Origin of the sequence: Synechococcus sp. CS-1328 (genome assembly GCF_025128095.1) — a bacterium.
Lineage (GTDB): Bacteria > Cyanobacteriota > Cyanobacteriia > PCC-6307 > Cyanobiaceae > CBW1002.
In genome coordinates this window covers 1-16,585 of record NZ_JAHLYT010000062.1, presented here as the reverse complement: position 1 = coordinate 16,585, position 16,585 = coordinate 1, and the positions used below count along the sequence as shown (strand labels likewise).

Here is a 16,585-nt window from a genome sequence, read left to right as displayed (position 1 = left end):
GCATGCAGCCGTTCGGCGGCGGCCGCCGCGACCACCGCCTGTCCGCCCCGGTCGCCGCGCAGCCAGAGATCGCCCCGCTCCTGCTCCGCCAACCCGGCGGCCTGCAGGCCGGCCTGGAGGTCGTCGATCGAGGCGGGATCGAACAGAAAGTTGCCGCTGATCTCCAGGCCGACCAGGTCTGCCGGCAGGTTTTCGGCCGGCTGCACCACCTCGCGGCGCTGCAGCAGCAAGCGCCGCCGCTCAGCCCCCGCGAAGCCGCCCCAGCTCTGGAGATCGAGGTCGGCCAGTTCGCCGAGGCGCTGCTCGGCCTCCTCCCGGACCGGAGCCGACACGATGGCGCTCCAGACCGGCTCCCAGGTGCGCAGGGCCTGCTCGGCCGCCTCGATCAGCGGGCTGAGGGCCTCCGGATGACGGCAACCCTCCAGCAGGGCCTTGTGGGGCAACACCATGGTGGATTCAGTCGTGGGATCGCGCTGTTGAGGAGCTCAGGAGGCGTCCTCCAGCTGGATCACGGCCATCGGCTTGGCCTGTTGCACCACGCTCCAGGGGAGTTCCTGGGCTCCGCGGGTTTCGGCCAGCAGCAGCCAGTTGCCCTCGCCCACCCGGTTGCGCAGGGTGCGGATCCGGTCGTCGTCGTCGGAGGCCACGCTGGCGGCCGCGGCGAAGCTGCCTATCCAGCCCGAGATCAGCCCCAGCAGGCCGCCGATCAGGTGGTTGCCCCAGCTGCCGGCGAAGGCGAAGGTGTCCAGATCCGCCACGAAGGTGAAGGTGAAGCCGGCGAAGAAGCCGAAGGGCAGCAGCCAGCGGACCATCGAGCGCTGCCGCCGGCGCCGGGTGGTTGCTGGATCCAGCCGTTCCACCCCCGCCAGATCCGCTTCCCCCTCTCCGATCGCCAGCAGCAGCACCGGAGGCGCTGACAGGGCCGCCAGCCGATCCCGCAACTGATGCAGTCGCTTGCGGTCGTTGAGTACCACCACACATGTCGCCATGCCGTCTCTCCCCGCCACTGGCGGCGACGCGTTACCGGTCTGATTCTCCCTGCTCACTACACTGCACCGCCGGCCACGGCATCGCGCTTCTCGCCACCGCGGGCCTCCCTTTCGCACGCCGGGTGATGACAAAGGTTCTGGTTTCCGATCCCATCGATCAGGCGGGGATCGACATCCTCTCCCAGGTGGCTCAGGTGGATGTGCGCACGGGGCTCTCGCCCGAGGAGCTGCAGCAGGTCATCGGCGACTACGAGGCGTTGATGATCCGTTCGGGCACCACGGTCACCGCGGAGGTGATCGCGGCCGCCGACAAGCTGCGGATCATCGGCCGGGCCGGCGTGGGGGTCGACAACGTCGATGTGCCGGCCGCCACCAAGCGCGGCGTGCTGGTGGTGAACTCACCGGAAGGGAACACGATCGCGGCGGCCGAACAGGCCCTGGCCCTGCTGCTGTCGCTCTCCCGCCACGTGCCCCATGCCCATGCCAGCACCATGGCCGGCGGCTGGGACCGCAAGAAATACGTGGGCAACGAGCTCTACAAGAAGACGCTCGGCGTGGTGGGGCTCGGCAAGATCGGCTCCCACGTGGCCCGGGTGGCGCGGGCGATGGGCATGGAGGTAGTGGCCTACGACCCGTTTGTGTCGGCGGAGCGTGCCCAGCAGATGCAGGTGAAGTTGCTGCCCCTGCCCCAGCTGTTTGCGGAGGCCGATTACATCACCCTCCACCTGCCCCGCACGCCGGATACCGAAAACCTGGTGAATGCGGAGCTGCTGCGCACGATGAAACCCACGGCCCGCCTGGTCAACTGCGCCCGCGGCGGCATCGTCGACGAGGCCGCCCTGGCTGAGGCGGTGGAGCAGGGGGTGATCGCCGGCGCCGCCCTGGATGTGTACGCCAAGGAGCCCCTCGTGGCCGACTCCCCGCTGCGGGGGGTGAAGGAGCGGCTGATCCTCACGCCCCACCTGGGTGCTTCCACCGAGGAGGCCCAGGAAAACGTGGCGATCGACGTGGCGGAGCAGATCCGCGATGTGTTGCTGGGCCTGCCCGCCCGCAGTGCCGTCAACATTCCGGGCCTCAATGCCGAGGTGATGGAGCAGCTCAAGCCCCATCTCCAGCTGGCCGAGACCCTGGGCCAGCTGATCAGCCAGCTGGCCGGAGGCCAGATCAGCGAGCTGGAAGTGCGGCTGCAGGGCGACTTCGCGGCCCATCCGGCCCAGCCCCTGGTCGTGGCGGCCCTCAAGGGGGTGCTGTCCACCGCCCTGGGCGACAGCATCAACTACGTCAACGCCAGCCTCGAGGCCAAGGCCCGTGGCATCCACGTGCTGGAGGTCAAGGACGACGGCAGCCGCGACTTCGCCGGCGGTTCCCTGCAGCTGGTGTCGCGCAGTTCCAGTGGCAATCATTGCGTGACCGGTGCCGTGTTCGCCGACGGCGAACTTCGGGTGGTCACCATCGACGAATTCCCTGTGAACGTGGCCCCCAGCCACCACATGCTGTTCACCCGCCACCGCGACATGCCCGGCATCATTGGCCAGCTGGGTTCGCTGCTGGGTGAGCACAACGTCAACATCGCCTCGATGCAGGTGGGCCGCCGCATCGTGCGGGGTGATGCCGTGATGGTGCTCAGCCTCGACGATCCGATCCCGCCCAGCCTGCTGGCGACGATTCACTCGATCAACGGCATCCAGGAGGCCCATCCGGTCACCCTCTGAGCACCTCGGGGGCGCGTTGAAGGAGGCTGGCCGGTGCAAGGCGGCTCCCTGACCCGATGACCCTCACCTGGTGGCGCCTGGAGATGGATGCTCCAGCCGAACTGGAGGAGTCGCTCCTCTGGAAGCTCCAGACCCTCGGGGTGGGGCGGGTGGCGATCCAGTCCCTTCCCGCCACGCCTGAGCAGCACCGGCTGGTGGCCTGGTTGCCGGAGATCGACTGGCCGGCGCCACAGCGCGCCGAGCTGGAGCGCGCCCTGGCCGCCCTGGGGGAACCGTTTGCTCTGGCCCTGCCTCGGCTTGATTGGCACTGCCAGGGCGAGGAGGACTGGAGCCTGAGCTGGAAGCAGCACTGGCAGGCCGATCCGATCGGGGAGCGGCTGCTGATCCTGCCGGCCTGGCTGGAGGTGCCGCCGGAGTTTGCGCAGCGTCTGGTGATCAAGATCGATCCTGGCAGTGCCTTCGGCACCGGCAGTCACCCCACCACCCGCCTCTGCCTCGAGGCGATGGAACACCTGGCGATCGAGGATCCGGCGGCTGGATCTCTGACGGGCTGGCGGGTCGCCGACCTCGGCTGTGGCAGCGGCATCCTCGGCTTCGGGGCCCTGCGGCTTGGAGCTGCGGCTCTGGCCGCCAGCGACACCGATCCCCTGGCGGTGCGGGCCACGGCGGAGAACGCGGCGCTCAACGCCCTCTCCCTGGCGCCAGAGGGCGTAGTGCGGGTGGCGGAGGGCTCCGTGGAGGCGCTCGAGGCGCTGCTCGAGGGTGTGCCGGCTGATCTGTTGCTCTGCAACATCCTGGCGCCTGTGATCGAGGCGCTCTGCCCTGGGTTCGATCGCCTGCTGGCGGCCGATGGGGTGGGCCTGCTCAGCGGCCTGCTGGTGGAGCAGGTGCCTGCTCTGGAGCGGGCTCTGGCCCGGGCCGGCTGGCAGGCCGAGCTCACGGCCAGCCAGAGTCAGTGGGGGCTGCTGACCATCCGTCGGGAGCGGATGTTGCATAAGGCACGCTGATCTGTGACCTGCCTTTGATTGGCCTTCCCAGGCCGCCCATTCCAAATCACCAGGAATCAGCGGCGGCGGATGTATGAATGGGCTGTCCTACAGGCCGGGTCGTTCCGTTGCGGATGACCATGTCTCCTGTCAGCTCCAACCCCATTCATGGCTTCCTACAAGGTCACCCTCATCAACGAGAGCGAGGGCCTCAACAAGACCATCGAGGTTCCTGACGACCAGTACATCCTCGATGCAGCCGAAGAGCAGGGTATTGATCTCCCCTACTCCTGCCGCGCTGGCGCCTGCTCCACCTGCGCAGGCAAGCTGACCTCCGGCACCGTGGACCAGTCTGACCAGAGCTTCCTCGACGACGACCAGATCGAAGCCGGTTTCGTGCTCACCTGCGTGGCTTACCCCACCAGCGACTGCACCATCAATACCCACTCCGAAGAAGAGCTCTACTGAGCTGCCTCTGCGGGGCCTCTGTCTGGGTCCCGCGCCACGTCGCACAAGCAGCCCTCCACCGGCCACCTGCCGCCGAGGGTCTGTTCACCTCTGGCTACTGGCTCGAGATCAGGTGTGATCGGCCTGTCGTCCAGGCCCCTTCGGCTGAGTCCTCGGGTTTCCGTTCCGTTCTCTCCTGCCACCTTTCGGGGTGGCTTTTTCATGTCCCAGCAGGTTCATGCCCTTCTGGATCCCGGCACTGAGCACGGCAGTCCAGGCGGGCAGTACAGCTACCGGGTCCTGGGTCCCTGCTGCCGTCTGTTTGATCGCGAGGAGCTGCCGTGGCCCTGCTGCCGCCTGGCCTGGCGCAGCAAGGAACCCAGCTGGCGGCGGATCGGCCGTCGTTTCGTGGCCGATCTGGCGGCGCGGCGCTGCCCGTCCTACGTGGTGGAACTGCTGCAGCCGGGATCACGGCCCACCCGCACGGTGATCACCCTGTTCCCGCAGCGGCTGGCCCCTGCCCTGCAGGAGTGGTGGTACAGCAAGCTGCCCAGCTCCTGGGATGCGGCCAACCATCAGCCGCCACCACCACCGCCGCCACTGCCACCGCACCTGTCTCCGCCACCGCCATAGCAACGGCCACGGCAACACCAGGATCAACAACCAACAGCAAGCGCCATCACCACCGCCCCTAAGTAGGAGAGCCCCGACGCGGTCGCAAGGCTCGAAAAAAAAGCCCCGATCGCTGAAGCGGTCGGGGCAGAGGAGTTATGGAACTGAAGGTTGAACAGGCTTTTCAGACAACTCAGAAGTAGATCTTGCCGCCACCCCACTGGATGCCCTGAACCTTCGGGGCGACCAGGATGTAACCGGCGATCAGGCGAAGATCTTCATCATCCAGGTCACGCATCTTCACGAACACATCACTGCTGCGCAGGCTGGGGTGCACGTCGGAAATGCTGTATTCGCCGTCGTAGGAGGTGGGATCCTTCATATAGTCGACCAGCGCATCCACCGAATCGCGGGGAGGTGTGGCCAAGGCCAGCGTTTCGGGATCCAGGCCCACATTCTGGTTGGTCTTGGTGATGCCGCCGGCATGGCAGGTGCCGCAGGAATCGTTGAACAGTTTGCGGCCGGTCTTGAATTCCCGTTCGCTGAAGGTCACGCTGCTGCCATCTGCCGATACCGGTACGGTGAGCGTGTCGGCATCCCACTGGGCGGCAAGGGCGGGGCCACCGAAGCAGACCAGCAGCGCCAGGGGCAGGACCAGCGCGGTCCGGACAAGGGCGCGAAGGGCTGAGGAGAGGAGAGGGGCCATGGAGAAAGCCGGCGAAATGGCGGGTGTCACCGCACCTGAGACCTTGTATCACGGGGGAAGGGTTCCCCGGCAGGGAATCAAGAACTGTTGCAGGTTTTACCCCTGCAGCGCTGCTGTTGAGCGGCTGCTTTTGTGGGTCCTGGCCTGCTTCGCGGCCCCTGTCTCCAGGGGTTGATCGTTGCTGTCTGCGGCAGGTTCGGGTGCGGCGATGTCGAGGGTGAGGAAGTCTCTGGCGATCACCGTCTCCGGGAAGATCGCCCGCGCTTCGGCCAGCAGGTCGTCGGGCGTCATCGGGTTGCCGGGCATGTAGCGCGGGCTCAGGTGGGTGAGCGCCAGACGCTTCACGCCGGCTGCCAGGGCCGTCTGGGCCGCCATGGTGCTGGTGGAATGCTGCCTGGCGAAGGCGAGATCGGCCTCCCCATGGGAAAAGGTGGACTCGTGAATCAGCAGGTCGGCGCCCCTGGCCAGCTCCACCGCCGCTTCGCTGAACACGGTGTCGGTGCAATAGACGACGCTGCAGCCCGGCCGCTCCGGTCCACACAGGCTGGCGCCGTCGATCCGTTCACCGCTCTCAAGCTGGATGCTCCTGCCCGCCTTCAGTTCGGCGTAGATGGGACCCGGTGGGATGCCGAGGGCGCGGGCCTTCTCCACGTCGAAGCGCCCCGGCCGCGACTTCTGATCGACGCGGTAGGCGTAGGCCGGTACCCGGTGGGTCAGGGGCGTGCAGCGCACGCAGAGGTCGTCGTCATCCAACAAAACAGCGCCGCTCTGGGCCGCCTCCCGCACCCGGTGGGTGCGCAGCGGGTAGCCGATCCGGGTGGAGGAGGTGCGCAGCACCCCTTCGAGGTAGTCGCGCAGGGGATCGGGACCGTAGAGGTCCACCCCGCTGCAGTTGCCGGCCAGGCCCAGGCTGGCCAGCAGGCCCGGCAGTCCGAAGACGTGATCGCCGTGCATGTGGGTGATGAAGATCCGGCTCAGCTGCGACACCCGCAGCTCACTGCGCAGGAACTGATGCTGGGTGGCTTCGCCGCAGTCGAACAGCCACAGCTCGCTGCGCTGCGGCAGCCGCAGGGCCACGGCAGACACATTGCGCGCGCGCGTGGGCACACCGGAACTGGTTCCCAGAAACGTGACCTGCACGGCACCCCGCCTTTGATCTGGATGCTGCCACGTCCTGGATGCAGCCACGTCGCGCTGGGTCAGCCGGTTCCTCAGCCGTCGCCTGGCCTCACCCCTGCGGGCTCCGCACAATGGGCCCGACGTTCCAGCGCTGCCTTCGCCGATGTGGTCGAAACCGCCCCTGAGGATCCTGGCGCCGCTGTCTCTGCTGGTCGCTGCCTGCCCTGTGGTCGCTCTGCCCCTGGTGGCGTTGGCTCCGCCGGCGGAGGTTCAGGCCCGGACGGCTGAACCCCAGCTGCGGATCCTGTTGAAGGAGGGATCCAGCCTTGAGATCGCCGCCTCTGAGGCTCCGCTGCGCATCGCCGATGGCCGGGGCCGCGAGCTGCTGCAACTGCAGCCCGGCACCGGCCTGCGCCTCAGCGCCACCGCCACCGCCCTGCGGACCGAACCGCTCACGGCCGGCTCTGCCCAGCCCCTCCGCAGCCTGCCGCTGGCCGAACTGTGGATTGAGCCCATGGTCAGTCCCCAGGCGTCACGGGATCGCTCCGGTGCGATCGAGGCTGCCCCGTTCCTGCTGCAGAGCAAGGCCTATCGCGGTCGCCTGCAACTGCTCAGCAGCGGCTCGCGGCTGCAGGCGATCAATGTGATCGGCATCGAGAGCTATCTGCCCAGCGTGGTGGGCAGCGAGATGCCGGCCAGTTGGCCGTTGGAGGCCCTGCGCGCCCAGGCGGTGGCGGCCCGCACCTACGCCCTGCAGCAACGCCGCCCCAAGGACCCCTTCGATCTCAAGGCCACCGTCGCCAGTCAGATGTACAAGGGCGTGGAGGCGGAAACCTCCTCCACCCGCGAGGCCGTGGCCAGCACCCGATCCCAGGTGCTGCTACATGGCAATGCCCTGATCAATGCCGTGTTCCACAGCAGCAGCGGCGGGGCCACCGAGAACAGCGGTGATCTCTGGCGCCAGCAGCTCCCCTACCTGGTGAGCGTGCCGGACTTCGACGACACCAGCCCGGTGAGCCACTGGCAGCTCCGGCTTGAACCGGAGCAGTTGCGCAAGGCCTTCCCCGAGACCGGTGGCGTCAACCGTATTGAGGTGGTCTCCACCACAGGCTCCGGTCGCGTGCGTCAGGCGCGGATCTCCGGGCCGGCTGGCAGCCTGCTCGTGACCGGTGCCGATCTGCGCAGCCGGCTCGGACTGCGCAGCACCCTGGTGCGGTTTGAACTGCTGCAGCCGGAGATCGCGGCCCTGCCGGTGATGCCACCGCCCTCTCCTGTGACCTCCGCCTCTCGGGTGACCTCCGATGGGGAGGTTCCGGTGGATTCGGCCAGCGGCAATCCGGCCGGCCCGCAGATGATCCCCGTGATGCCGGCCCTGCCCTTGCAGGTTCCCCAGCCTTCGATCGTGGCCACCGGACGCGGCTTCGGCCATGGCGTCGGCATGAGCCAGTGGGGCGCCTTCGGCATGGCCCGCCAGGGCAGCAGCTACGACCAGATCCTGCGGCACTACTACCAGGGTGCCGAGCTTCGGCCCCTGCCCCAGTGAGGGGGTGACGGAGTTCCAGCTTGTGGCCCTGCGCGATGGCGCGGCAGTGGCCGACTGGGTGAGCAAGGCCGTGCTGGACGAGCGTCTCGATCCGCAGGCCGGTGGAACAAGGCCCCTCGGCCTGGCCACCGGCCGCACGATGGAGCCGATCTATGCGTGCCTGGCCGATCGGGTGGCGCGCCACCCGCCAGTCGATCAGGAGCGGCTGCGCCGGGGCTGGCTCAGCTTCAACCTCGATGAGTATGTGGGCCTGGCCGCAGCCGATCCCCGCTCTTTCACGGCGGTGATGGCGCGCCATCTGGTCGGTCCGCTCGGCCTGGAAGCCGCCGCGGTGCGGCTTCCCGATGGCACGGCGCCTGATCCCCTGGCGGAGGCCCAACGCTATGCCGCCGCGGTGGCGGCGGCGGGGGGGATCGGTCTGCAGCTCCTGGGGCTGGGCCTCAATGGCCATGTGGGCTTCAACGAACCTCCCTGCAGACCGGAGTCGCGCTGCCGCTGCCTGCGGTTGAGTGAGGCGACACGTCTCCAGAACGCCGCTGCATTCGGTGGCGAGGCCACCGCGGTGCCGACCCAGGCGATCACCCTCGGGCTGGGGGAGATCCTGGCCGCCCGTCGGCTGTTGCTGGTGGTCACCGGAGCGGCCAAGGCTGCTGTGCTGCGCCGGCTGCTCCAGGAGTTCGCCTCGGCCCAGCTGCCGGCCAGTTGGTTGCGTCACCATCCCGATTGCACCCTGGTGGTCGATCGGGCGGCCCTGGAGGGCTGAACTCAGGCCGCGATGGCTTCCAGGAGGTCGGCGTCGGCCTCGAGGTTGACGGTGACGCTGCGCACGTCGTCGAGCTCCTCCAGGGCGTCGAGCATGCGCAGACAGGCGCGCAGCTGCTCCGGGTCGTCGAGGCGGCAGCTGGTCTGGGGAATCCAGCGGTGTTCCCAGCTCTGCACCGGCAGGCCGAGCTGCCGCAGGCCGTCCTGCAGGGCTTCGAGATCTGCGAAGTCTCCGAACACCTCGGCGGCATCAGCCTCGATCTCGTAGCCGCTCACCGCCGGTCCGCCGCTCTCCTCCAGGCTCAACAGCCGTTCGAGCAGGCTCTCCTCTTCAAGGCTGGCGGGGCTGCTGGCCGCTGGACCCGCCGCCGCGCTGCCGGGTCGCTTCGTCTCGCGGCCGTTGCTGCTCGATGCCGCCTCGAGGCGCACGACAGCCCGTTGCTCGAACAGGTAGCCCACACAACCTGTCTCGCCCAGGTTGCCGCCCTGCTTGCCGAAGGCCAGCCGCACGTCGGCGGCGGTGCGGTTGCGGTTGTCGGTGAAGGCCTCGATCAGCACGGCCACGCCGCCGGGACCGTAGCCCTCGTAGCGCACCGTTTCGAACTGGTCGCCCTCGCCGCTCAGCTGACCGGAGCCCTTGAGGATGGCCCGATCGATGTTGTTGTTGGGCACTCCCGCCGCCTTGGCCTTCTCGATGGCGGTGCGCAGCTGGAAGTTGCCGGCCGGATCGGCGCCGCCCCTGGCCGCCACCATGATCTCGCGGCCCAGGCGGGTGAACACCGCCCCGCGCTTGGCATCCACCACAGCCTTGCTGCGCTTGATCTGGGCCCATTTGCTGTGGCCGGCCATCGATCAGAAGAACAAACGGAAGGGGGACGACATTGGAACCGGAATCGGAGCCGGTCGTCGGTCAGGTCGGGACCGGGCGGTGCTCAACCAGCGGCATCGAACACCAGCTTCGGTTGCAGCAGCCCCTGCCCATCGGCCCTGGCCATGCCGGCCAGATTGCCATCCGGGCCGAGCACTGCCACGGCCTGCCCGCCTGGATGGAGCTCGGCGGCGGCGAAGGCCCGGCCGCAGCGCCAGCCTGGCCAGGCCGCCGGATCGAGCCGCTGCTGCGGCAGGTGGGTCAGAGCCGCCAGCGGATCAAGCAGCTTGGGCAATGCCTCCGCGTCCAGCTGTTCCAGGCTCACCGCCTGGCGGAGGTCGAATCCCAGGGCAGCGGTGCGGCGCAAATGGGCCAGGCAGCCCCCGCAGCCCAGGGCCTTGCCCAGATCGCGGGCCAGGGCGCGGATGTAGGTGCCGGCGCTGCAGGTCACCGCCAGCTCCAGGCGGCCGCTGCCGGGGTCCCAGCCGAGCAGGTCCAGCTGCTCGATCCGCACCGGCCGGGCCGCCAGATCAAGCGTCTCGCCGCCGCGCACCCGCGCATAGGCCCGCTGGCCCTCCACGTGCACCGCCGAGACCTGGGGCGGCCGCTGCTGAATCGCCCCCCGGAAGGGGGCCAGGGCCGCCTCCAGATCAGCTATCTCCAGGGGCGGTACCGAGGACTGGCTGAGCACCGCGCCGTCGAGGTCGTCGCTGCTGGTGCGCAGGCCCAGTTGCACGCTGCCGCGGTAGGCCTTGTCGCCCTCCAGATAGGGGAGCAGCCGGGTGGCGGCCCCCAGGGCGAGCGGCAGCACCCCGGTCACGGCCGGATCCAGGGTGCCGCCATGGCCCACCCGCCGCAGGCCGTAGGCGCGCCGCACCCGGGCGACGCAGCCGTGGGAGGTGAGCCCGGCGGGCTTATCAAGCACCAGGAAGCCGCAGGGGTCGCTGGGCGGGGCAGCTGGCATGGGCGGACGGGTGGATGGGTGCCGCCAGGGACTGTGACAGTCCCGTTGCCAGCGCCGCCGCGGCTGCCGGTCACCCCTCCAACCTGGGGCGGTTGTCGCCTCGCCCTCCGTGACCCTGCAGCAGCGCCGCGATCTCGTGTTTCTGGTGTTGGCGGGCCTTTTCCTGGGCACCATGGGCATGCTCAACATCCTGGGGCTGACCCGCTTCCTCACCCTCGGATCGATCGGCTCCTGGCCGATCGTGGTGGCCGTGGGCGCCCTGCCTTACCCGGTCACCTTCCTCTGCACCGACCTGATCAGTGAGATCTGGGGCGAGCAGAAGGCCAGCCAGCTGGTCTGGGTGGGGTTGCTGCTGAACGGCTGGATCGTGCTGATCCTCTGGCTGGGGGGCGTGCTGCCGGGGCTCGATGGATGGGGTGGTGCCGCCGGTGTGCCCGGTGCCGGCAGCGGCCTGGCGGTCGGGGCTGGCAGCACGGAGCTGCCGGTGTTCTATGAGATGCGCCGGCTCGCCTTCGGGGCAGTGGGGGCCTCGATGGTGGCCTATCTGGCCGCCCAGTTCACCGACGTGCGCCTGTTCCATTTCTGGAAGCGCCTCAGCGGCGGCCGTGCCCTGTGGCTGCGCAACAACGGCTCCACCCTGGTGAGCCAGTTGGTGGACACCACGGCGGTGGTGCTGATCAGCCACTACGCCAACCACGCGCTGCCGGTGCGCGAGGCGGAGCCGGTGCTGCCGCAGCTGGCCAGCTTCATCGCCAGCGGCTACGTGTTCAAAGTGGTGGCGGCCCTGGCCGACACCCTGCCCTTCTACGGGCTGGTGGCCGTGCTGCGGCGTTGGCTGGAGGTTCCCGGTCCCGGGGCCGAGTTGGGGGAGGAGCAGTTTCCGGCCTGAGTCCAGCGGTTCCTCTCACCCCTAAGTTGGCGGCCGCTGCCCGTTCCCCTGCCCATGCCTGCCGCCGATCCGGTCGCTGACCCTGCCCTTCGAAGCGCGACGGAACCGCTGCTGCCGGATCTGGGGCTGGAGGCGTTCCTGGCCAGCGGTTTCGATCTGCGCAGCCAGCTGGCCGCCTTTCTGGCGATCCAGCCAGAGGAGCTGGAGGCGCGGCTGCCGCGCAGCACCGATGCGCTGGCGGCGCTGCATCCGGGTGGGTTCAGCCCGGAGCGGGCCAGTGCCTTCTACGAAGACACGGTGGGAGATGGACATCTCCTGGAGCTGGCCGCCTGGCACCTGGGCAGCGCCGATTACATCGCTGACACCCTGCGGCTGCAGCAGCGATTTGCCCGCGGCCAGGTGCTGGATTTCGGCGGCGGCATCGGCACGCACGCCCTGGCGGCGGCGGCCCTGCCGGCGGTGGATCGGGTGTGTGTCGTGGACCTCAATCCCCGCAACCGGGCCTTCGTGCAGTGGCGGGCCGAGCGCCTTGGGCTGGCGGATCGCCTGCTCTGCTGCCGTGATCTGGAGGATTCACGCCTGCCGCCGCAGTTCGACACCATCGTCTGCCTGGACGTGCTGGAGCACCTGCCCGACCCTGCCGGCCAGCTGGATCGCTTCGCCGCCCGCATGAGCCCTGAGGCGATTGCCTTGCTGAACTGGTATTTCTTCCGCGGCTTTGACGGCGAATATCCCTTCCATTTCGACGATCCTGCCTTGGTGGAGGCCTTCTTCCGGCGTCTGCAGGGTCGCTTCCTCGAGGTGTTCCACCCCTACCTGATCACGACCCGCGCCTATCGAGTGCTGCCGGCGGCATGACCGGCGGCTGCCGCCCGTCGGTGGGCACCCACACAACAAAGCCGGCGACACCTCGCCGGCCATGATCAAGACTGGCATTGAACGCCGGCCCTGGGGTGCTTTGACCAGGAGGCCTTCAGGCGACGGCCACGTTGATGCGCTTGCGGTTGCGCAGTCCGCGCTTGATGCTGTCGAAGCTCACCACACCATCCACCAGGGAGAAAAGGGTGTCGTCGGAGCCGCGACCCACATTGACGCCAGGCAGCACCGAGGTGCCGCGCTGGCGGATCAGGATCGAACCGGCACTCACGGCCTCACCGCCGTAGGCCTTGACGCCCAGGCGCTTGGAGTTGGAATCCCGGCCGTTCCGGGTGGAGCCTGTGCCTTTCTTGTGGGCCATGGGGGATCAGGGGAAAAGGAGGGAGGGGTTGAGCTTGGTACGCGGTTTCAGGAGATCGCCTTGCCGGCCACGCTGATCGACTGAACCATCACACGGGTGAGCTCCTGGCGATGACCGTTCTTGCGGCGGGTCTTCTTCTTGGGACGCATCTTGTACACGATCAGCTTCGGACCGCGGCGGTGCTCCATCACCTTCAGTTCGACCGTTGCACCGGTCACGTAGGGCTGGCCCAGGGTGGTGGCGTCGCCGTCGTTGATCAGAAGCACGTTCTCGAGCGTCACGGTGCTGTCCACCTCGGCCGCCAGGCGATCCAGGTCCACGTAGCGGTTGGGCTGCAGCCAGAACTGCTGGCCGCTGGCTTCGACGATCGCGTAGGGGGCCGCCGCCGCAGTGCTCTCGGTCTTGCTCATGGGCTCAGGGGCGTGGCCAGGCTGGCGTAAAGCCATTGGAGCCTGGGCGCACGGGACTGGAATAACAAAGAGTGATCCTCACAGTCCAGGCCACCCGCCGTCAAGATGTGGCCGTGCAACCATGCGGTGGCTTGCACCCGATCCCGCCCGTCGCTCCCCAGACGGTTGCCTGTTCTGCGCCCGATGCCCAAGCCGGCCCTCACGGTTGCCTCCCTGGTACGCGACGAGCGGCTTGCCAAGGCCTCTGCCCGGATGCTGCGGGATGATCGCTACGAGCTGGTGACGATCGCACCCGAGGTGGATCTGGTCGCCAAGCTTGATCACCACCTTGAAGACTTTGATGTGGTGCTGGTCGACCAGACCGAGAGCACCTCTGCGCTGCTCCAACGCTTGGCCAGGCACGGGTTGTTGCTGCCGGCGGTGGTGATCGGCCGGGGTGGAGGCCAGTGTCAATACCATGAAGCCGAGGTGCATCTTCAGCCCGACCAGTTGGAGCAGCTCAAATACAGTATTGATGCGGCTGTGTCGCGCTTTCTACGGCACGGGCTGCTGCAGGCCTCTGGTCAATCCCCGGACAGTGGCGCTCCGACTCCTGAGGCATGGAAACTGGCCAATCGCCTCAAGGATCGACTTGGCTATCTTGGGGTTTTCTACAAGCGGGATACAACCCGTTTTCTGCGAAACCTGCCCAAGCAGGAGGCGCAGACGTTGCTGCAGTCCTTGCAGCGCACCTACCGCGACCTCCTGCTCAGTTATTTTCGAGACCCAGCTGCCGCCAATGAGGCACTGGAAAATTTTGTGAACACAGCCTTCTTTAGTGATCTTTCAATCACCAAAGTTGTTGAAATTCATGCCAGCCTGATTGATGGGCTCTGGAAGAAGGTGCGCTTGGAGGGTCGGGGTGATGATTTTCTCCAGGACTACCGCATTACCCTCTTGGACGTGATGGCCCACCTTTGCGAAATGTACCGCCGCTCCCTGCCCCCCGACAGCCTGATCGGCCGCAGCCACGCTCCATCGGCCGAGTCTCGTGAGATGCTTGCCAACAAGGCCTTGTCAATCGAGAGCTCTGAATGACCACTCCCCGCAAGACCTACATCCTCAAGCTCTATGTGGCTGGGAACACCCCCAGCTCCATCCGGGCCTTGAGGACGCTGCGCGACATTCTTGAAACGGAGTTCAAGGGCGTCTATGCCCTCAAGGTGATCGACGTGCTCAAGAGTCCGCAGTTGGCTGAAGAGGATAAAATCCTGGCGACGCCTACCCTCTCGAAGATCCTGCCGCCGCCGGTACGCCGGATCATCGGGGATTTGTCCGACCGGGAGCGGGTGCTGATCGGCCTCGATCTGCTCTACGAAGAGCTCTCCGAGGAGGGACTCTCCGATCTCGATCCCAGAGTATTTGGTCAGTGGCAGGTTGAAGACGACGGATCGGGTCAGGGCGTGGATGTTGAGGGGGAGTCGCTTTGAGCTGTGCGAAGGGACAGGCTCTGAGTTGATCGTTTCTGAACGGATCGTTGCCAACCCCACATCTGTTTCCGTTCCAAGGACCCGCAAGCCGATTCGCGGCCTAGCCTCTTCACAAGATTGACCCGACAATGCAGGATTTGAATCGACCCAGCCACGGCCAGATGCAGGTGCAGAAGCTCCCTACGGCGATCGAGGGGCTGGATGACATCTGCCATGGAGGGTTGCCGATCGGTCGTTCGACACTGATTAGTGGAACCTCTGGAACTGGGAAGACTGTCCTGTCGTTGAGTTTTCTCTACAACGGTATCCATCAGTTCAATGAACCTGGCATCTTCGTGACCTTCGAAGAATCGCCGCTTGACATCCTGCGCAATGCCTCAAGTTTTGGCTGGAATCTCCAGGAACTCGTCGAGCAAGATAAGCTGTTTGTCCTGGATGCTTCTCCTGATCCAGGCGGACAGGATGTGGCCGGCTCTTTTGACCTGTCCGGCTTGATTGAGCGAATCAACTATGCCATAAGGAAATACAAGGCTCGGCGCGTTGCGATCGATTCGATCACGTCGGTGTTTCAGCAGTATGATGCCTTATCGGTTGTGCGGCGTGAGATCTTCCGCCTGATTGCGCGCCTCAAGGAAATCGGTGTCACTACGGTGATGACATCGGAGCGGATTGATGAATACGGGCCGATCGCCCGCTATGGCGTTGAAGAGTTTGTTTCTGACAATGTCATCATCCTGCGCAATGTGCTGGAAGGTGAGCGGCGTCGCCGCACCCTGGAGGTGCTCAAGTTGCGTGGTACTACCCACATGAAGGGCGAATTTCCCTTTACGATGGGTAAAAATGGCATGAGCATCTTCCCATTGGGCGCGATGCGATTGACCCAACGTTCTTCCAACGTGCGCGTCAGTTCCGGCGTGCCTCGGCTGGACGAGATGTGCGGTGGTGGTTTCTTCAAGGATTCGATTATTCTCGCCACCGGCGCCACCGGCACCGGTAAGACGCTCCTAGTCAGTAAGTTCGTGGAGGATGCCTGTCGCAGCAAGGAGCGCGCCATTCTGTTTGCCTATGAAGAGTCACGCGCCCAGCTTCTGCGCAATGCCACCAGCTGGGGAATTGATTTCGAGCAGATGGAGCAGGATGGATTGCTCAAGATCATCTGTGCCTATCCCGAGTCGACCGGTCTGGAAGATCATCTTCAGATCATCAAGACCGAAATCAGTCAGTTCAAGCCTACGCGCACCGCGATCGATTCCCTCTCAGCCCTAGCTAGGGGCGTGAGCCACAATGCGTTCCGCCAGTTTGTGATTGGGATTACCGGTTTTGCCAAGCAGGAGGAGATCACCGGCTTCTTTACGAATACCTCTGAAGAATTCATGGGCAGCCACTCGATCACCGACTCGCATATCTCTACCATAACCGATACCATTCTGATGCTGCAATATGTGGAGATTCGAGGCGAAATGGCCCGCGCTCTGAATGTGTTCAAGATGCGTGGCTCCTGGCACGACAAGGGCATTCGCGAGTTCGTGATCACCGGCCAGGGCCCGGAGATCAGGGATTCTTTCTCGAACTTCGAGCGGATTATCTCTGGGGTGCCACACCGCATCACCAATGACGAACGCAGCGAGCTGGCGCGTATTGTGCGTGGTGTGACCACGGATGATCTCTGAAGTCCGTCATGACCTCGGACGCCTGGCCAGCTTAACCAGCTCAATGAGCACAGCTTGTTGGCCAGGGCTGATTCAAAGTTTCAGCATGGCTTGGGCTTTGGCTGACGCATCGCCATCGCCAGCAGTGTCGTGATGTCGTGCATCACCGCCTGCATCCCAGCGCGGATCGACTGAAAACCAGCCAGCCGCAACAGGTTGAGTG

The 16,585-nt window shown here is 66.3% G+C and carries 17 protein-coding genes and 2 pseudogenes; 11 read left to right on the top strand and 8 right to left on the bottom strand.

The annotated features are described in order from the left end of the window. Positions 1-449: pseudogene (locus KQ310_RS11660) on the bottom strand (photosystem II S4 domain protein); the annotation flags it as partial. A gap of 36 nt (positions 450-485) precedes the next feature. Next, complete coding sequence (locus KQ310_RS11655) at positions 486-989, bottom strand: hypothetical protein (protein ID WP_259721916.1); 504 nt, start codon at positions 987-989, stop codon at positions 486-488. Between the two features lie 125 nt (positions 990-1,114). On the opposite strand from KQ310_RS11655, the gene serA reads away from it, so the two are divergent. The 4 genes from serA (at position 1,115) to KQ310_RS11635 (ending at position 4,767) form a co-directional block, all read left to right on the top strand. Next, positions 1,115-2,701, top strand: a complete 1,587-nt coding sequence (serA, locus tag KQ310_RS11650; protein WP_259721915.1) for a phosphoglycerate dehydrogenase — start codon at positions 1,115-1,117, stop codon at positions 2,699-2,701. Between the two features lie 56 nt (positions 2,702-2,757). Next, the gene (gene prmA / locus KQ310_RS11645) at positions 2,758-3,708 is read left to right on the top strand and encodes a 50S ribosomal protein L11 methyltransferase (RefSeq protein ID WP_259721914.1); all 951 of its coding nucleotides are present in this window, start codon (positions 2,758-2,760) and stop codon (positions 3,706-3,708) included. 147 nt (positions 3,709-3,855) lie between these two features. After that, complete coding sequence (locus KQ310_RS11640; protein WP_259721913.1) at positions 3,856-4,155, top strand: ferredoxin; 300 nt, start codon at positions 3,856-3,858, stop codon at positions 4,153-4,155. 201 nt (positions 4,156-4,356) lie between these two features. Continuing rightward, a complete protein-coding gene (locus KQ310_RS11635) occupies positions 4,357-4,767 on the top strand; it encodes a hypothetical protein (RefSeq protein WP_259721912.1) in 411 nt (136 codons plus the stop codon). 172 nt (positions 4,768-4,939) lie between these two features. Here KQ310_RS11635 and psbV read toward each other — a convergent pair whose 3' ends face one another. Next, positions 4,940-5,452, bottom strand: coding sequence for a photosystem II cytochrome c-550 (gene psbV, locus KQ310_RS11630; protein WP_259721911.1), 513 nt, complete (start codon positions 5,450-5,452; stop codon positions 4,940-4,942). 207 nt (positions 5,453-5,659) lie between these two features. Continuing rightward, positions 5,660-6,592, bottom strand: a pseudogene (gene rnz, locus KQ310_RS11625) (ribonuclease Z); the annotation flags it as partial. A 142-nt stretch (positions 6,593-6,734) separates the two neighbouring features. On the opposite strand from rnz, the gene KQ310_RS11620 reads away from it, so the two are divergent. Together KQ310_RS11620 and KQ310_RS11615 are read left to right on the top strand one after the other, a co-directional pair. Further along, positions 6,735-8,114 (top strand): SpoIID/LytB domain-containing protein, encoded by a 1,380-nt coding sequence (locus KQ310_RS11620; RefSeq protein WP_259721910.1) that lies wholly within the window; start codon positions 6,735-6,737, stop codon positions 8,112-8,114. Next, the gene (locus tag KQ310_RS11615; protein WP_399238219.1) at positions 8,086-8,877 is read left to right on the top strand and encodes a glucosamine-6-phosphate deaminase; all 792 of its coding nucleotides are present in this window, start codon (positions 8,086-8,088) and stop codon (positions 8,875-8,877) included. The genes KQ310_RS11620 and KQ310_RS11615 overlap by 29 nt, the downstream gene beginning before the upstream one ends. A 2-nt stretch (positions 8,878-8,879) precedes the next feature. On the opposite strand, the gene KQ310_RS11610 is transcribed toward KQ310_RS11615, so the two are convergent. Then, a complete protein-coding gene (locus KQ310_RS11610) occupies positions 8,880-9,725 on the bottom strand; it encodes a YebC/PmpR family DNA-binding transcriptional regulator (protein WP_259721909.1) in 846 nt (281 codons plus the stop codon). 83 nt (positions 9,726-9,808) lie between these two features. Next, a complete protein-coding gene (gene truB, locus KQ310_RS11605; RefSeq protein WP_259721908.1) occupies positions 9,809-10,708 on the bottom strand; it encodes a tRNA pseudouridine(55) synthase TruB in 900 nt (299 codons plus the stop codon). 109 nt (positions 10,709-10,817) lie between these two features. Here truB and KQ310_RS11600 point away from each other — a divergent pair, with 109 nt between their 5' ends. Both KQ310_RS11600 and KQ310_RS11595 read left to right on the top strand, forming a co-directional pair. Further along, complete coding sequence (locus tag KQ310_RS11600; protein ID WP_259721907.1) at positions 10,818-11,597, top strand: queuosine precursor transporter; 780 nt, start codon at positions 10,818-10,820, stop codon at positions 11,595-11,597. Positions 11,598-11,651: 54 nt separating this feature from the next. Further along, positions 11,652-12,455, top strand: coding sequence for a bifunctional 2-polyprenyl-6-hydroxyphenol methylase/3-demethylubiquinol 3-O-methyltransferase UbiG (locus tag KQ310_RS11595; protein WP_259721906.1), 804 nt, complete (start codon positions 11,652-11,654; stop codon positions 12,453-12,455). 115 nt (positions 12,456-12,570) lie between these two features. On the opposite strand, the gene rpmA is transcribed toward KQ310_RS11595, so the two are convergent. After that, positions 12,571-12,834 (bottom strand): 50S ribosomal protein L27, encoded by a 264-nt coding sequence (gene rpmA, locus KQ310_RS11590; protein WP_197156758.1) that lies wholly within the window; start codon positions 12,832-12,834, stop codon positions 12,571-12,573. Positions 12,835-12,881: 47 nt separating this feature from the next. Further along, the gene (gene rplU, locus KQ310_RS11585; protein ID WP_259721905.1) at positions 12,882-13,244 is read right to left on the bottom strand and encodes a 50S ribosomal protein L21; all 363 of its coding nucleotides are present in this window, start codon (positions 13,242-13,244) and stop codon (positions 12,882-12,884) included. Positions 13,245-13,427: 183 nt separating this feature from the next. Between rplU and KQ310_RS11580 the strand changes: the two genes are divergently transcribed. The 3 genes from KQ310_RS11580 to kaiC all read left to right on the top strand — a co-directional run bounded on the left by KQ310_RS11580 (position 13,428) and on the right by kaiC (position 16,383). Further along, positions 13,428-14,321: a circadian clock protein KaiA gene (locus tag KQ310_RS11580; RefSeq protein ID WP_259721904.1), complete on the top strand. Its 894-nt coding sequence runs from the start codon at positions 13,428-13,430 to the stop codon at positions 14,319-14,321. Beyond that, on the top strand, positions 14,318-14,713 hold the full coding sequence (kaiB, locus tag KQ310_RS11575; protein WP_259721903.1) for a circadian clock protein KaiB: 396 nt from the start codon (positions 14,318-14,320) through the stop codon (positions 14,711-14,713). Before KQ310_RS11580 ends, kaiB begins: the two co-directional genes overlap by 4 nt. A 161-nt stretch (positions 14,714-14,874) precedes the next feature. After that, positions 14,875-16,383, top strand: coding sequence for a circadian clock protein KaiC (gene kaiC, locus KQ310_RS11570; RefSeq protein ID WP_259721902.1), 1,509 nt, complete (start codon positions 14,875-14,877; stop codon positions 16,381-16,383). The last annotated feature ends 202 nt before the right edge of the window (positions 16,384-16,585 follow it).

Coding starts and splice junctions, on each gene's coding strand:
- serA (WP_259721915.1), top strand. CDS start 1,115: ATGACAAAGGTTCTGGTTTCCGATCCCATCGATCAGGCGGGGATCGAC.
- rpmA (WP_197156758.1), bottom strand. CDS start 12,834: ATGGCCCACAAGAAAGGCACAGGCTCCACCCGGAACGGCCGGGATTCC.
- KQ310_RS11655 (WP_259721916.1), bottom strand. CDS start 989: ATGGCGACATGTGTGGTGGTACTCAACGACCGCAAGCGACTGCATCAG.
- prmA (WP_259721914.1), top strand. CDS start 2,758: ATGACCCTCACCTGGTGGCGCCTGGAGATGGATGCTCCAGCCGAACTG.
- KQ310_RS11595 (WP_259721906.1), top strand. CDS start 11,652: ATGCCTGCCGCCGATCCGGTCGCTGACCCTGCCCTTCGAAGCGCGACG.
- KQ310_RS11620 (WP_259721910.1), top strand. CDS start 6,735: ATGTGGTCGAAACCGCCCCTGAGGATCCTGGCGCCGCTGTCTCTGCTG.
- rplU (WP_259721905.1), bottom strand. CDS start 13,244: ATGAGCAAGACCGAGAGCACTGCGGCGGCGGCCCCCTACGCGATCGTC.
- kaiB (WP_259721903.1), top strand. CDS start 14,318: ATGACCACTCCCCGCAAGACCTACATCCTCAAGCTCTATGTGGCTGGG.
- KQ310_RS11610 (WP_259721909.1), bottom strand. CDS start 9,725: ATGGCCGGCCACAGCAAATGGGCCCAGATCAAGCGCAGCAAGGCTGTG.
- KQ310_RS11635 (WP_259721912.1), top strand. CDS start 4,357: ATGTCCCAGCAGGTTCATGCCCTTCTGGATCCCGGCACTGAGCACGGC.
- kaiC (WP_259721902.1), top strand. CDS start 14,875: ATGCAGGTGCAGAAGCTCCCTACGGCGATCGAGGGGCTGGATGACATC.
- psbV (WP_259721911.1), bottom strand. CDS start 5,452: ATGGCCCCTCTCCTCTCCTCAGCCCTTCGCGCCCTTGTCCGGACCGCG.
- truB (WP_259721908.1), bottom strand. CDS start 10,708: ATGCCAGCTGCCCCGCCCAGCGACCCCTGCGGCTTCCTGGTGCTTGAT.
- KQ310_RS11580 (WP_259721904.1), top strand. CDS start 13,428: ATGCCCAAGCCGGCCCTCACGGTTGCCTCCCTGGTACGCGACGAGCGG.
- KQ310_RS11640 (WP_259721913.1), top strand. CDS start 3,856: ATGGCTTCCTACAAGGTCACCCTCATCAACGAGAGCGAGGGCCTCAAC.